At 70.9% G+C, this 15397-nt stretch carries 13 protein-coding genes; 5 read left to right on the top strand and 8 right to left on the bottom strand.

Going from position 1 to position 15397, the window contains the following annotated elements; all coding sequences use genetic code 11:
- The first annotated feature begins 47 nt into the window (after positions 1-47).
- A complete protein-coding gene (gene recD2 / locus JNO44_RS17315; protein ID WP_205365112.1) occupies positions 48-2273 on the top strand; it encodes an SF1B family DNA helicase RecD2 in 2226 nt (741 codons plus the stop codon).
- Between the two features lie 176 nt (positions 2274-2449).
- Entirely contained in the window at positions 2450-3739 is a 1290-nt protein-coding gene (locus JNO44_RS17310; protein ID WP_205365109.1) for a citrate synthase, read from the top strand.
- Positions 3740-4442: 703 nt separating this feature from the next.
- Here JNO44_RS17310 and JNO44_RS17305 read toward each other — a convergent pair.
- Positions 4443-4730: a heavy-metal-associated domain-containing protein gene (locus tag JNO44_RS17305; protein ID WP_073442331.1), complete on the bottom strand. Its 288-nt coding sequence runs from the start codon at positions 4728-4730 to the stop codon at positions 4443-4445.
- 254 nt (positions 4731-4984) lie between these two features.
- Here JNO44_RS17305 and JNO44_RS17300 point away from each other — a divergent pair, with 254 nt between their 5' ends.
- Both JNO44_RS17300 and JNO44_RS17295 read left to right on the top strand, forming a co-directional pair.
- Positions 4985-5665, top strand: a complete 681-nt coding sequence (locus JNO44_RS17300; protein ID WP_205365107.1) for a DedA family protein — start codon at positions 4985-4987, stop codon at positions 5663-5665.
- Between the two features lie 30 nt (positions 5666-5695).
- Positions 5696-6265, top strand: a complete 570-nt coding sequence (locus tag JNO44_RS17295; protein WP_205365105.1) for a GNAT family N-acetyltransferase — start codon at positions 5696-5698, stop codon at positions 6263-6265.
- A gap of 107 nt (positions 6266-6372) precedes the next feature.
- On the opposite strand, the gene JNO44_RS17290 is transcribed toward JNO44_RS17295, so the two are convergent.
- On the bottom strand, positions 6373-7170 hold the full coding sequence (locus tag JNO44_RS17290; RefSeq protein WP_205369973.1) for a sulfite exporter TauE/SafE family protein: 798 nt from the start codon (positions 7168-7170) through the stop codon (positions 6373-6375).
- Between the two features lie 68 nt (positions 7171-7238).
- Entirely contained in the window at positions 7239-8273 is a 1035-nt protein-coding gene (locus JNO44_RS17285) for a Gfo/Idh/MocA family protein (protein ID WP_205365103.1), read from the bottom strand.
- A gap of 391 nt (positions 8274-8664) precedes the next feature.
- Between JNO44_RS17285 and JNO44_RS17280 the strand changes: the two genes are divergently transcribed.
- Entirely contained in the window at positions 8665-9747 is a 1083-nt protein-coding gene (locus tag JNO44_RS17280; RefSeq protein WP_205365101.1) for a LacI family DNA-binding transcriptional regulator, read from the top strand.
- A 90-nt stretch (positions 9748-9837) separates the two neighbouring features.
- Here JNO44_RS17280 and JNO44_RS17275 read toward each other — a convergent pair whose 3' ends face one another.
- The 5 genes from JNO44_RS17275 to JNO44_RS17255 form a co-directional block, all read right to left on the bottom strand.
- The gene (locus tag JNO44_RS17275; RefSeq protein ID WP_073442326.1) at positions 9838-10032 is read right to left on the bottom strand and encodes a MerR family transcriptional regulator; all 195 of its coding nucleotides are present in this window, start codon (positions 10030-10032) and stop codon (positions 9838-9840) included.
- Between the two features lie 345 nt (positions 10033-10377).
- Positions 10378-10749 (bottom strand): peptidoglycan-binding domain-containing protein, encoded by a 372-nt coding sequence (locus tag JNO44_RS17270; protein ID WP_240167572.1) that lies wholly within the window; start codon positions 10747-10749, stop codon positions 10378-10380.
- Positions 10750-11121: 372 nt separating this feature from the next.
- On the bottom strand, positions 11122-12612 hold the full coding sequence (locus JNO44_RS17265) for a sugar porter family MFS transporter (protein ID WP_205365097.1): 1491 nt from the start codon (positions 12610-12612) through the stop codon (positions 11122-11124).
- A 540-nt stretch (positions 12613-13152) separates the two neighbouring features.
- A complete protein-coding gene (locus JNO44_RS17260; protein ID WP_205369971.1) occupies positions 13153-14190 on the bottom strand; it encodes a Gfo/Idh/MocA family protein in 1038 nt (345 codons plus the stop codon).
- Positions 14191-14428: 238 nt separating this feature from the next.
- Complete coding sequence (locus tag JNO44_RS17255; protein ID WP_205365095.1) at positions 14429-15349, bottom strand: sugar phosphate isomerase/epimerase family protein; 921 nt, start codon at positions 15347-15349, stop codon at positions 14429-14431.
- Positions 15350-15397 lie beyond the last annotated feature (48 nt).

The following is a 15397-nucleotide window of genomic DNA, read 5'->3' as shown; positions in this document are numbered from 1 at the left end:
CCTGCCGCGCCCGCCGCGCTGTCACCCCTCGGCGGTACCGTCGGGGCATGGTCAACGCAGCCGTGGTGGAAGGGGTCCTTGAGCGGATCACCTATGCCAACGAGGACAACGGTTACACGGTCGCGCGGGTCGACACGGGCCGTGGCTCCGGGGAGCTGCTGACCGTCGTCGGCGCGCTGTTGGGGGCGCAGCCGGGGGAGTCGCTCCGGATGGAGGGCCGCTGGGGCTCCCACCCCCAGTACGGCAAGCAGTTCACGGTCGACAACTACACCACCGTGCTGCCCGCCACCGTCCAGGGCATCCGCCGCTATCTGGGCTCGGGCCTCATCAAGGGCATCGGCCCCCGGATCGCCGACCGCATCACCGAGCACTTCGGCATCGACACCCTCGACGTGATCGAGAGCGACCCCGGCCGGCTGATCGAGGTGCCCGGGTTGGGCCCCAAGCGCACCAAGCTGATCGGTGCCGCCTGGGAGGAGCAGAAGGCCATCAAGGAGGTCATGGTCTTCCTCCAGGGCGTCGGCGTGTCCACCTCCATCGCCGTGCGGATCTACAAGAAGTACGGCGACGCGTCGATCTCCGTGGTGAAGAACCAGCCCTACCGCCTGGCCGCCGACGTCTGGGGCATCGGCTTCCTGACCGCCGACCGCATCGCCCAGTCGGTGGGCATCCCGCACGACAGCCCGGACCGGGTCAAGTCCGGCCTCCAGTACGCCCTGTCGCAGTCCACGGACCAGGGCCACTGCTTCCTTCCCGAGGAGCAACTGATCGCGGACGCGGTGAAGTTGCTCCAGGTGGACACCGGCCTGGTCATCGACTGCCTGGCCGAACTGGCCGCGGACCCGGAGGGCGTGGTGCGGGAGAAGGTCCCCGGCCCGGAGGACGGCGCTCCGGTCACCGCGGTCTATCTGGTGCCGTTCCATCGCGCCGAGCTCTCCCTGGCCGGGCGGCTGACCCGGTTGCTGCGCACCGACGAGGACCGGATGCCCGCCTTCCAGGACGTGGACTGGGACAAGGCGCTCGCGTGGCTGGCGCGGCGCACGGGGGCGCAGCTGGCCCCCGAGCAACAGGCCGCCGTCCGGCTGGCGCTGACCAGCAAGGTCGCGGTGCTCACGGGCGGCCCGGGCTGCGGCAAGTCGTTCACCGTCCGCTCGGTGGTCGAGCTGGCCCGCGCCAAGCAGGCCACGGTGGTGCTGGCGGCGCCCACGGGCCGGGCGGCCAAGCGGCTGGCGGAGCTGACCGGGGCGGACGCCTCCACCGTCCACCGCCTGCTGGAGCTCAAACCGGGCGGGGACGCCGCCTACGACGCGGACCGCCCGCTGGACGCCGATCTGGTGGTGGTCGACGAGGCGTCGATGCTCGACCTGCTGTTGGCGAACAAGCTCGTCAAGGCGGTGCCGCCGGGCGCCCATCTGCTGCTGGTGGGGGACGTGGACCAGCTGCCGTCGGTGGGCGCCGGCGAGGTGCTGCGCGATCTGCTGGCCGAGTCGGGGCCCGGTCGGGGCGGCCGGGTGCCGGCCGTCCGGCTGACCAAGATCTTCCGCCAGGCCCAGCAGTCCGGCGTGGTCACCAACGCACACCGCATCAACTCCGGCGTCCCCCCGCTGACCAGCGGTCTTGCGGATTTCTTCCTGTTCCCCGAGGAGGACGCGGAGGAGGCCGCCCGACTGACGGTGGACGTGGTCGCGCGCCGCATCCCGGCGAAGTTCGACCTCGACCCGCGCCGGGACGTCCAGGTGCTGGCCCCGATGCACCGCGGCCCGGCCGGCGCGGGGGCGCTCAACGGCCTGCTCCAGCAGGCGGTGACCCCGGCCCGCCCGGATCTGCCGGAGCGCCGCTTCGGCGGCCGGGTCTTCCGCGTCGGCGACAAGGTCACCCAGATCCGGAACAACTACGAGAAGGGCCTCAACGGCGTCTTCAACGGCACGGTGGGGGTGGTCACCGCCCTGGACACCGTCGAGCAGCGGCTGACGGTCCTCACGGACGAGGACGAGGAGGTGCCGTACGACTTCGACGAACTGGACGAACTCGCCCACGCCTACGCGGTGACGATCCATCGCTCCCAGGGGAGCGAGTATCCGGCGGTGGTGATTCCGATCACCACCAGCGCCTGGATGATGCTCCAGCGCAACCTGCTCTATACGGCCGTGACCCGGGCGAAACGCCTGGTGGTGCTGGTCGGCTCCCGCAGGGCCCTCGGGCAGGCCGTACGCACGGTATCCGCCGGTCGGAGGCATACCGCGTTGGATCACCGGCTCGCCGGAGCGATCTGAGGTCGCCCCTCTTTCCCAATCGGGGCGAAGGGGAGCAGGATGGACTCCAACGCGGCACTGAGTGCCGCGATGAGGCCCTATGGCCGACCCCGAGTGCACATCCAACGTCCAAATGGGGGAAGGTATAGGCAGTCAGGGCACCTCGAAGAAGAGGCACAACGTCGGTGAGGGATGACGTGAGCGACAACTCTGTAGTACTGCGTTACGGGGACGGCGAATACAGCTACCCGGTCGTCGACAGCACGGTCGGCGACAAGGGCTTCGACATCTCGAAGCTGCGCGCCCAGACCGGTCTGGTGACCCTGGATTCCGGTTACGGCAACACCGCGGCATATAAATCCGCGGTCACTTATCTCGACGGCGAAAAGGGCATCCTTCGTTACCGCGGTTATCCGATCGAGCAGCTCGCGGAGCGCAGCACGTTCGTCGAGACCGCGTACCTCCTCATCAACGGTGAGCTGCCCACCGTCGACGAGCTGGCGACCTTCAAGCAGGACATCACCTACCACACCCTGCTCCACGAGGACGTCAAGCGCTTCTACGACGGCTTCCCCCGGGACGCCCACCCGATGGCCATGCTGTCGTCCGTGGTCAGCGCGCTGTCGACGTTCTACCAGGACAGCCACAACCCGTTCGACGAGCGGCAGCGGCACATCTCCACGATCCGCCTGCTGGCCAAGCTCCCGACCATTGCGGCCTACGCCTACAAGAAGATGGTCGGCCACCCGGTCGTCTACCCGAGCAACGACCTCGGGTACGTGGAGAACTTCCTGCGGATGACCTTCTCGGTCCCCGCCGCCGAGTACGAGCTGGACCCGGTCGTGGTCAGCGCGCTCGACAAGCTGCTGATCCTGCACGCGGACCACGAGCAGAACTGTTCGACCTCCACCGTGCGTCTGGTCGGCTCCTCGCAGGCGAACCTCTTCGCCTCGATCTCGGCCGGCATCAACGCCCTCTGGGGCCCCCTGCACGGCGGTGCCAACCAGTCGGTGCTGGAGATGCTTGAGGGCATCCGGGACGCCGGCGGCGACGTCGACACCTTCATCCGCAAGGTGAAGAACAAGGAAGACGGCGTGAAGCTCATGGGCTTCGGGCACCGCGTCTACAAGAACTTCGACCCCCGGGCGAAGATCATCAAGGCGGCGGCGCACGACGTCCTCTCGGCGCTCGGCAAGAGCGACGAGCTCCTCGACATCGCCCTCAAGCTCGAAGAGCACGCGCTGGCCGACGACTACTTCGTCGAGCGCAAGCTCTACCCGAACGTCGACTTCTACACCGGCCTGATCTACCGGGCGATGGGCTTCCCGACCGAGATGTTCACCGTGCTCTTCGCGCTCGGCCGGCTGCCCGGCTGGATCGCCCAGTGGCACGAGATGATCACCGAGCCCGGTTCCCGCATCGGCCGTCCGCGGCAGGTCTACACCGGCGTCGTCGAGCGCGACTTCGTGCCCGTCCAGGAGCGCTGACCCCGGCCACCACGCAGCGGCCGGATCAGCGCCGACCGCTGCCCACTGGTGATCGATAATCGCGTAAACGCATCGCCGGGTCCTGTGCGACCTGCGCCGCGGCGCGTGCGGGCAGACGAAAGCGCCCCGCCTCCGGATCCCCCCACGGGTCCAGAGTGCGGGGCGCTTCCCATGTCCCGGTGCGGATTCCCCCCACGGGATCCGGCCGGGCGTTCCGGGTTGCACCGCGCTCTGCCGGGACGCGCACATTCGGGAGGGCCGCTCAAAGCTCCCCGGGCGCGTCGCCCCGGCCAACGCGGAGCCGGGCGCGGTCCCCCAAGACCTTGCACGGCTGTCGCAGTGCAAGCCCCGCCGGGGTGCTCGCACTGCCCGGTTAGACTCGCGACCCCCCTCAATGGTTACGTTCCGAAGAGTGTGATCTGAGTCTCATGCCATATGGGGGCGAATGCGGTCAAGGGCTTCCTTTTGTAGATCGACGCCCTGAGGTATGGGTGTTGTGCCAGTTGTAAAAGCGATGTGAAGTTTCGTGGCCGCACCCCGAAGTTGTGACCGTTCGCCGCTGATCATCCGGTCTGCGGCGATTACCGTCGGTGTCCGCAGCGGGGCGGCTGCACCCCTCGAAACGCGCGAGGCGCAGGTCGTCCCGCCGGAGCGGGCGCGTCCTGCGCCTCGTGAAGGTATCGCGAAAGCCGTCGGGCCGGAATCAGGCCCGACCCACCAGCTCGTAGCCCGCCTCGTCCACCGCCGCGCGTACCGCGGCCTCGTCCAGCGGGGCCTGCGAGGTGACGGTCACCAGGCCGGTCGCCGCGACCGCCTGCACCGAGCTCACCCCGGCGATCTCGCCGATCTCGGACGACACCGCGCCCTCGCAGTGCCCGCAGGTCATGCCGGTGACCTTGTAGGTGGCGGTCACCGTGCCGACCTGGACGGCGGTGCCGCCGCCGGTGTTGCAGGAGCCTTCAGGGGTGCAGCAGGAGCTGTTCTCGGCCATGGGATTCTCCTTGTGGTGCCGAATGTGCCGACATGCGCGGGTATGGGCGATGCGGCCGTTGCGCTCAGTGTGGTGCCCAAGTGGCCCGTGGGAGCGCGATGGCGGCCGGTGTCGTCCTTCCGACCTTCTTCACTCTATACCCCCTAGGGGTATGGATCCAGTCCCGGGTGTCCCGAACCGCACGCGTTGCCGCCCACTCCGTCACGCGTCAGCCTGGATACGGACTCGGGGAGCGGATCCGAGGAGGCGGCCGGATGGACGGCATACTCGCCCTCTACGGCCTGCTGGCGCTCACCACCCTGCCGCCACTGGTCCCCAACTCCGGCCTGCTGGTCTCCGCCGGCGTCCTCGCCTCCGACGGGCGCGCCTCCCTCCCGCTCGTCCTGGCGATCGTCGCCGCCAGCGCCTTCCTCGGCGACGTGCTGATGTACCTCGCCGCACGGCGGTTCGGCGGCCCCGTCCGTGCCTGGATGCTGCGCCGCCCGCACCGCCGGGCGGCACTCGAATGGACCTCCCGGCGGATCCGGCGTTACGGGGCGCCCTTCGTGGTGGCCGTACGGTTCCTGCCCAGTGGGCGGATCGCCGGGGCGCTGGCCTCCGGAGTGCTGCGCTACCCGCTGCGCAAATACCTGATCGGCGCCGGCCTCGCCGAGTCGCTGTGGACGGCCTACTCGATCGGCCTCGGCTACCTCGGCAGCGCCGCCGCCGGGAATCGCCTCTGCGCCGCCGGCATCGGCCTCTCGGTCTCCGCCCTCGTCGCCGCCGCCGGTGCCGCGGTCCAATGGATCGCCCACCGCCGCGCGTTGCACACCAGAGCCGGCCGCCGGGCCTCCGGCGAACCGCCGTCCCCCGACCGCGGAATCGGCCGCGAGGTCGGCTCTGAGGTCGGTCGGGAAGAGGGCGATGACCAGGCGTCATCCACCGCGTCGGTGTGACTGTCAGTGGTCGCCCGTAGCGTTGGGGTCATGACGACGGAACGGAAGACCCAAGCACCGCACGCCGCACGGCAGGCCGCACCGCAGGTGCGGATCGAGCCCTGGACGGACGCCGGCCTCGACCTGCTGCGCCGGGCCAACGCCCCCGAGATGACCCGGCACTTGGGCGGCCCCGAGACCGAGGAGCAGGTCGCCCGGCGCCATCGCCGCTACCTCGCCGGCGAAGGGCCGGGCCGGATGTACCGCGTCCTGCTCCTTCCGGAGGGCGAGGCCGTGGGCACGGTCGGCTTCTGGGAGATGCAGTGGCAGGGCGAGGCGGTCTACGAGGCGGGTTGGGGCGTGCTCCCCGGGTTCCAGGGCCGTGGCATCGCCGTGGCCGCGGTCCGGCAGGTCCTCGCGGAGGCCGCCGCCGAAGGCCGGCACCGCACCGTCCACGCCTTCCCCTCCGTGGCCAACGCCGCGTCGAACGCGGTGTGCCGCAAGGCCGGCTTCACCCTCAGAGGGGAGTGCGACGTCGAGTACCCCAAGGGCCATGTCATACGGGCCAACGAGTGGCGGGCGGCGCTGCCGGAGGGGGCGGGCGGAACCACGGCGCGCTGACGCCACCGCACCGAGCCGCCGCCGCGTCGCCCGGTCCTCATCGCCCTGCCCGCCTCGCTCGTCCACGCTGCTCGTCCACATCGCCCCGTCCCTATGACGCGTCCTCTTCAGCGCAGCAGGTCGGCGCTGGCCAGGGCCGTGAAGACGAGCACCAGCCGCTCGAAGGCGCCCTGGTCGATGCGGTGCACCAGCGCTCGCCCGACACCCGCACCGACGACCACGGCGAGCGCCAGCAACCCGTCCAGCGCGAGCCCGCCCGCCGTGATCAACCCCAGTCCCACGCTGAACGGCACCTTGACGAGATTGACGATCAGGAAGAACCACGCACCGGTGCCCAGGAACCCGAGCACCCCGAAACCGGACGAGAGGAGGTACAGCGACATCGCCGGCCCCCCGGCGTTGGCGACCATGGTGGCGAACCCGGCGACCAGCCCGAAGAACACCGTCCGCAAACGATGTTGACGGACCGTCGGAGTGTCCTCGGCGACGCCCGGCCGCCCCCGGTCCTGCCGGTCCTTGCCCTGCTCCGGCCCCTGCTCGCGCGCCCGAGCCCGGGAGCGGACCCGGGCCCGGGCCCGCCGCCACCCGTGGTGCACGGCGACCGTCAACAGCAGCACGCCGATGGTGCGCCGCATGACCACATCGCTGGTCCGCGCGACGAACACCACCCCGAGCACCAACCCGGCCGCCACCGACGGCAGCAGCCGGAGCAGCACGGCCCGGTCGGCGTGCCCGCGATAGGCACGGACGGCCAGCACATCGCCCACGAGCAGCAGCGGAAGGAGGGCACCGGTGGACTCCCTGGCCGGGAGCACGGCCGCGAAGAGGGCCACGCTCAGCGTCGCCACGCCACCGACGGCGGTCTTGGAGACCCCCACCAGCAGCGCGGCGAGCACCAGTGCCATGAACGGCAGCACGCCCAACTCCGCCCCGGCGCCGGCCGCCAGCCGCTGCGTTATGACGCCGGCGCCGGTCACGCCGCGGGCGCCGCCCCGCCGCCCTCCCCGGCCCGGACGTCCGCGACGGCCACCGGTCGGCCGGTCCGCCGCGAGCGGTCGCACGCCTCCGCGACGTACAGCGCCTCCAGCGCCTCGGCCGGGGTGCAGGGGCTGGGCGCACGGCCCGCGGCCACCTCGACGAAGACCGCGAGCTCGGTCACGTACGCGCCGTGGAACCGCTCCATGAACGTGGCGTACGGGGCGTCCGCCCGCTGCCAGGACAGCCTGGTCTCCGCGGACGGCAGCGGCGCCCGGTCGTCCAGGCCGACGAACCGGGCGCCCTTGGAGCCGCAGACCTCCAGCCGGACGTCATGGCCCGCGCCGTTGTAGCGGGTCGCGGTGACCGTGGCCAGGGTGTCGTCGTCGAAGCGCAGCAGCGCGGCGCAGGTGTCGACGTCGTCGCCCTCGGCGAAGAAGTCCGCGCCGCGGTTGGCGCCCTGGGCGTAGACCGAGACCACCTCGCGGCCGGTCAGCCAGCGCATGATGTCGAAGTCGTGGATGCTGCAGTCCCGGAACAGCCCGCCGGAGGTGGGGATGAAGGCCGCCGGCGGCGGCGACTGGTCGCTGGTGCAGGCGCGCAGGGTGTGCAGCCAGCCCAGCTCGCCGGAGCGCAACGCCTCACGGGCGGCGCGGTACCCGGCGTCGAACCGCCGCTGGAAGCCGATCTGCACGGGCACGGTGCCGGCTTCGGCGCGTTCCACGACGGCGCGGGTGCCCGGCACGTCCAACGCCACCGGCTTCTCGCAGAAGACCGGCACACCGGCATCCAGGGCCTGGTGGATCAGTGTGGCGTGCGCGCTGGTCGCGGCGGTGATCACCACCGCGTCCACGTCCGCGGCGTACATCGCCTCGATGCTGTCGGCGGCCCGTACGCCCAGGCTGTCGGCGAGTGCGGCGGCCCGCGCGGGGTCCGCGTCGGCGACCACCAGCCCGGTGACACCGGGGACCTTCAGCAGGGTCGCGGCATGGAACGCACCGATGCGCCCGGTGCCGATGAGGCCGATCTTCATGGGGGTTTCCTTCGGGGGAGGGGTGGCGGGAGGCGGGTGGGGTGGGGAGGAGGGAGAGGGAGGGCCGAGGGGCCGGGGGCTGAGGGGCCGGCCGGGGCAGCTTGCGGGAGAGGGCGCCGCAGGTGGGGTGGGCGGGCTTCCGGAAGGGGTGGGGCAGCGAACGGGGCGGTCGGGATCCGGGCGCAAGAGTTGGAACGGTCCAAGTGCTGCGTCTCCGGCACCTTGCATGTCCGTATGTCCTGATGTCAACCCCTCGGTGGTAGCCAACTCTGCGTACCGGCACCGGCACCGGCACCGGCACCGGCGGTGGCAGTGGCAGTGGTGATGGTGGTGCTCAAGGTGAAGGTGCTCGCATTGACGGCGATGCGACCCGGTGGAAGGATTTCCAGTCATGGAACGGTCCAATGGCTCGCCGGGCGAGCCTCCCAAGGAACGCTCCGGTGCAGACCGGCCTCCGACGATCCGTGGTGTCGCCGAGCGCGCCGGTGTCTCCAAATCGCTGGTGTCGCTTGTCCTCCAGGGCTCACCCAGGGTCAGCGACGCCAAGCGGCAGGCTGTCCTGGAGGCCATCGACGAACTGGGTTACCGGCCCAACGCCGCCGCCCGCAGTCTGGTCGCCCGGCGCACGCACACCATCGGCGTCCTGCTGAACGACATGCGCAACCCGTGGTTCGTGGACGTCCTCGACGGCCTCAACTCCCTGTTGCACGCCCACGGCCTGCGGATGCTGATGGCCGACGGCCGGCTGGACCGGCGTACCGGCCAGGAGTTCGCCCGCGCCTTCCAAGAACTCCGGGTCGACGGCCTGGTCGTCGTCGGCACTCTCCCGGACACCACGGGGCTCGCCGAGGTCGCCGAGCGGCTGCCGACCGTCATCGCCGGCAACCACGAACCCCGGCTGCCGCGGGCCGACATCGTCGCCAACGACGACGAGCGCGGCGCCCGCCTCGCCACCGAGCACCTCATCGGCCTCGGGCACCGCAAAATCGCCCATCTCGCAGGTCAGGGGCTGGTCGGCGACCTGCGCCGGCGCGGCTTCGAGGCCACGATGCGCGACCACGGGCTGGCCGCGAACGCCGTGGTGGAGAGCGGCGACGGAACGGAGGAGGGCGGCTACCGCGCCGCCGTACGACTGCTCAGCCCGGCCCGTGGCGGTCGCCGCCCCACCGCCGTCTTCGCGTTCAACGACCTCTCCGGCATCGGCGTGCTGTCCGCCGCCGGGGAACTGGGCCTCGATGTGCCCGCCGACCTCTCCCTCGTCGGCTACGACAACACCTACCTCTCCCGCATCCGCCACCTCTGGCTGAACTCCGTCAACAACGCCAGCCATGAGGTCGGCCGCCGCGCCGCACGCTGCCTGCTGGACCGGATGGCGCACCCCGACGCACCCGCCGCCCATCAGCTCGTCACCCCGGAGCTGGAGATCAGGGGCTCGACGGCGCCGCCGTGGGACGGCGTCGGGGCGGCGCCGTAGCGGAGCGGGTGGCGGGGTGTGGGCTGGCGGGGTCCGGGCGCGGCCCGGCGGTCCTGGCGGATGCCGGGCCGTGCCCGCCGACTCAGGCGCTCATTGCCGTCCGCGGTGGCCCGGCCGCCGCGCCACCCAGGCTCTGACGGTATCGGCGAACCAGTACGGTTTGCCGCCCTCCACCAGATCTGGATCCGGTAGCAAGCCGTGCTTGCGGTAGGAACGCACGGTGTCCGGCTGCACCTGGATATGGGCGGCGATCTCCTTGTAGGACCAGAGCCTTCGATCGGTCATCTCTGCGCACCTCCTTGGCGCCGCACGCAGGTCGGCCCGGCGAGCCGGCGGAGGGCTGCGTACGGCGGGGCGATCACTCACCCTGTGCCGGGACAACGACGGTGAGTGACCCTCGGCGAGGGGCTGTTGAAGGGCTGTGACGGAAGGCCCGCGCAACGGTGACAGCCGTGACAGGGGTGGGACGGAAAGATCTCAACGGGACGAACCGGACGGGGCGTCGCCGCCCGCCGGCCCGAACGTCGGCCGCCACGCGGCGAGGTGGCGGCCGATCCCCGTCAGGGAGACCGACCGCCACCTCGTGGTACGGCGTCAGGGACGCCTCGCATCAGGAACGGACGGGAACGATCAGGAGTACAGCGCCCGCCACGTCCCCTTGCCGACCTTGCCGTCGGCGGCCAGATGGTGTGCGGTCTGGAACTCCTTCACCGCGGTCCGGGTCTTCGCGCCGAAGTTGCCGGTCACGTCCTTCCAGGTCAGGTAGTGGCGGTTCGCCAGCAGGCACTGCGCCTGCCTGACGCGGTCGCCGTGCTGGCCGTAGACGGTCAGGGCGTTCCCGTTGTAGAACGCGCAGGCGGCAAACGTGGCGGGTTGCGTGGAGTCGGCCCGTCCGGCCGGACCGGCGGCGACCGCCGGGCCGGTGAGCAGTCCGGCGGTCAGCAGCCCCGCAGTCGCCGCGAGGGTCCCCGTACGCGGGAGGGCCCGGCCGACGCCCCGCACGGCTCCCGTGCCGGTCGCGGCGCCCGCGGTATCGCTCGCAGCTTTGCTTGCGGCTTTGCGGGTGGCTTTGCTTGTGGCTTCGTCAGTGGCTTCCTTGAAGCCCGTTGTGTTGGCTTTCACGAATTCCATTGCTTCCCCCCGTTGGATGCGTTGGATGTGAGCGCACCCCTTTGCGCGCGGGGAGGACGAAGTGTGGTTCCGAAAGGTGCAGGGATTGGCCGGAAGTGTCTCGGGAACCGTCAGTTCCGTTCATTCCGATCTTCCGTCACTTCCGCTACCTCAGCGCTCCCTTCGTTCCCCTTGTTCCCCTCGTTCCCTTCATGCCGTGCCGTCGTGCCGTCGTGCCGTCGTCCGGTCGGGTGGTCGGGTGGTTCAGCGGGGTGCGCCCGGGGTGCTTTGCGGGGCGTTCTTCGGGGCGGCTCCTTGCGCTGTCCTGCGCAGTTCCTGTTCCAGGTCCTCCAGCGCCAGGCCCTTCGTCTCCGGGGCGTACCGCTTGCAGAAGATCAGCGAGAGCACGCACATCGCGCTGAAGAGCCAGAACGTGACCCCGGCGCCGACCGCGTCGAGCAGCACCGGGAAGACCAGCGCGATCGCGAAGTTGACCAGCCACATCACGAACACCGCCGCGCCCATGGCCAGTCCACGCACCTTCAGCGGGAACATCTCGGCGAGCAGCAGCCAGACGCCGGTGTTGAGGGTCGCCTGCATGAAGCCCATGTACAGGACCATCAGACCGAGGACCAGGTAGCTGACGGCGGTGGAGTGCGGCAGATGGAACGCCGCCCCCAGCAGGGCCAGCGACACGGTCATCCCGGACAGTCCCCACAGGAGCATGGGACGCCGGCCCACCCGGTCGATCAGGGACATGCCGATCGCGGTGGCGACGACCGAGACGGCGCCGACCGCGATGGTGGCGGTGATCGCGGCGTTGGTGCCCAGGCCGGTCGTCGCCAGGATCTTGGGCGCGAAGTAGATGACCGCGTTGACGCCGGTGATCTGTTGGACGATCGCCAGCCCGATGCCGACCAGCAGCAGTCGTCGCACCCAGGGGAGCTGCAGTTCCCGCCAGGCGCCGCTTCGAGCGTCGGTCTCCAGGTCGCGGGCCTGTGCGATACGGGCGAGCTCGTCCGGGACGTCGTCGGCGGCCAACGTACGGCGCAGCACCGCGGCAGCCTCGTCCCGCCGACCGCGACTGATGTACCAGCGCGGCGTATCGGGCAGGAAGAGGACGCCGAGGAACAGCGCCACCGCGGGCAGCGCGGCCAGTCCCAGCATCCAGCGCCACGCCTCCCAGTGGGCCAGTACGGCGTTGACGAGGTACGCCAGCAGCTGACCGCTGACGATCATCAGGGAGTTGAACGAGACCAGCCGGCCGCGGATGTGCGACGGTGCGATCTCGGAGAGGTAGAGCGGGGTGATGACGGAGGCGCTGCCGACGGCGAGGCCCAGCACGAAGCGCGCCACGGTCATGAACGGCACGGTCGGCGCCACCGCGACCGCCACCGCCCCGCCGATGAACACCGCACCCGCCCACAGCAGCGAGTTGCGTCGTCCCAGTCCGTCGGACATCCGGCCGCCGATCAGCGAGCCGAACGCCGCGCCTATCAGGAGCGCACTGGTGATGACGCCCTCGCTGAGGGACGTGAGGCCGAAGTGCTGCTCCATGAAGGGGAGCGCACCGGAGACCACCCCGGTGTCGTAGCCGAACAGGGCGCCGCCGAGCGCGGCGATGGCGGCGATGGCGACGATGAACCGCTTGGCGGTGGGGGACGGGGCGCCGGGGCGGCCGTGGTCCTGCCCTGCGGCGTTCCCCTGCGCTTCGGGCCCGGCGGTGGACGCGGACCGACTGGTCGGAGCTGCCATCGTCAGCCCCCGATCGCCATGGCGTCACGCGCCGACAGCGTGCCGGGCGGCTCGGGAGCGGTTTCCGAAAACGCTGGCCTTTCGGGCGTGCATGGACCGTGCGCAGTGGACATGGTGCGGCCTTTCGGTGGCTTGTTTGCTCGTTTGTGCGCGTCGGGTGGGCGCGGATGGCGCGCGTAAGGAGCGGACGGCCCACGCAGAAAGCGCCAACGGCGCGCGGCAACTGATTGCCGGCGAACTGGAAACACACAACGGGGGGCGAGCGGGGCCGGTCGGACCGCGCTCGCCAGCCGTACGAACCGCTCCGCTACGGAGCCCCTTTCCCGGCGGCCTCGGCCCGCCCACAGGGGTAACTCGCCCGTAGCGGCGATTCATTCACGGTCACATGACCCTCCGGGAATCCTTTCCGGAGTTTTCGGAGTCCCTTCCGGGGCCATGGCTCTGCCGCGCTTCATAACTCGTCCACGAGCCTCGTTTCGAGCCCCATCTCGCCTCCGAGTCGCAGTTCGTCCACGGCCGTGACGCGGTTGCGCCGACCGCTCATCGATAGAGGTCCGGCCGCTCGATCAGCTCGACGACGACCCGGTCGCCGGTGGCCTGGGCCAGCACTCCCGCCTCGCACACCGCGGCCGCCGCATAGCCGTCCCAGCAGCTGGGGCCCTCGACCTCGCCGCGCCGGGTGGCGTCCACCCAGTGCTGCACCTGCCGGTCGTAGGCGTCCTCGAAGCGCTCCACGAAGCCGGGGGTGATGGTGCCGCCCCAGTGGCCCGCGGTGTTGACGTACACCCCGTGGTCATCGCCGATCCGGGCGGTGCCGGCCTCGCAGACCGCCTCGCAGCTGACCTGGTAGCCGAAGCGGCAGTTGACGAAGAGCTCGGTGTCCACGACCTGGCCGCCCGCCGTCTCGAAGAGGATCAGCTGCGGGTCGCTCAGCCCCTCCGGCGCGTTGTCGGTCGGTGCCGGCCGCAGTACGCGTACGGCGGTGATCTCCTCGTCCAGCAGCCAGCGGGTCACGTCGATCTCGTGCACCACCGAGTCGTTGATCATCATCGCGTTGGTGAAGCCGGGCGGGGTGTCGACGTTGCGGTGCTTGTTGTGCAGCATCAGCGGGCGGCCGTAAGCGCCCTTGTCCAGCAGGGACTTGAGGGCGCGGTAGCCGGCGTCGTAGCGGCGCATGAACCCGACCTGGACCCGCCGGTGGCCCAGCTTCTGCTCGGCCTCCAGGACCCGCAGCGCGGAGGCGGCGTCGGGGGTCAGCGGCTTCTCGCACAGCACCGGCAGGTCGCGGGCGAAGGCGTCGAGCAGCGCCGCCTCGTGGGCCGGGCCGGGCGAGGCGATCAGCACGGCGTCCACGCCGGGATCGTCCATGGCGGCGGCCGGTTCGGTGTACGCGGTGGCTCCCTCGATGCCGTGGGCGAGGCGCTCCGCCCGGCCGGCGTCGATGTCGGCCACGGCCGCCACCCTGGCCCCACTGATCACGTCATTGATGCGTCGCACATGGTCGGCCCCCATGCGCCCGGTCCCGATGACCGCCACGCCCAGCGTCCCGCGCGAACCCTGCGCACCCGTCTCGCCCATCTCGCCCATCCGTCCCTCACGCCCTTCGTCGATCTCGTCGTCCCTGTCCATGTGCCACGCGTCGTCCTGCGCCACGCGTGGTCATGCACTACGCGTCGTCATGTGCCATGCGCTCTTGTGCACTGCGCGCTCAGTGCGGCTCGCCTCCCCATCGTCCCTGCCCTCCCCGTCGTTCCTGCCCTCCTCGCCCTCCTCGTCCGCCCGGGCCTCCCGTGTGCGGTGGAGCGGAGGGTGTCGCTCACGCCCCGCAGGACCGCAGGAAGCGGCGCGTCCGCTGGGCGATCGGGAACGGCTGGTCGGGCGGGCAGGGGTACATGTCCTGCTCGACGATGGCGAAGAGGTCGACGTTCAGCTCCTGGGCGGCCTCCAGGACGGGCGGCAGCGCCGGGACGCCCAGCGGCGGCTCGCACATCACGCCCTGCTGGACGGCCGGGCCGAACGGGGTGCCCTTGGCGACGACGTCGCTGAGGATGTCCGGGTCCACCTGCTTGAGGTGGAGGTACCCGATGCGCTCTCCGTAGGTGCGGATCAGCTTGACGCTGTCGCCGCCGCAGTAGGCGTAGTGGCCGGTGTCCAGGCAGAGGTTGACCAGGTCGGAGTCGGTGACGTCGAGGAAGCGCTCGACGTGCTCCTCGGTGTCGATGTGGGTGTCGGCGTGCGGGTGGACGACGATGTCCAGGCCGAACTCGTCGCGGACCCGCTTGCCCAGCCGCTCCATGCCGGTGGTCAGGTGCTTCCACTGCTCGACGGTCAGCTCGGGCGACTCGATGATCTCGGCGGTCTTGTCGTCCCGCCAGAAGGAGGGGATGACGACCAGGTGCTTCGCGCCCATCGCCTGGGTGAGCGAGGCGACTTCGGAGACGTGGGTCCAGGTCTTGTCCCAGACGGACGGGCCGTGGTGCATCGACGTGAAGATGGTGCCGGCCGAGACCTTGAGGCCGCGCCGGGAGGTCTCCTCCCGTAGGGCGGCGGGGTCGATGGGCAGGTATCCGTAGGGGCCGAGTTCGATCCACTCGTAGCCGGCCTCGGCGACCTCGTCCAGGAAGCGCTGCCACGGGACCTGCTGCTCGTCGTCGGGGAACCAGACGCCCCAGGAGTCGGGGGCGGAACCGATGCGGAGGCGGTCCAGAACGGGCGAGGCGGCACGGGGTGCGGACATGCTGCGGCTCTCCTCTCGCCGGTCGGCGATGACCGGGAGGCACTGGGG

Origin of the sequence: Streptomyces noursei, from assembly GCF_016917755.1 — a bacterium.
Taxonomy (GTDB): Bacteria; Actinomycetota; Actinomycetes; order Streptomycetales; family Streptomycetaceae; genus Streptomyces; species Streptomyces yunnanensis.
Note: the sequence above shows the minus strand (reverse complement) of the source record. Positions and strands in the feature narration are given on the sequence as shown.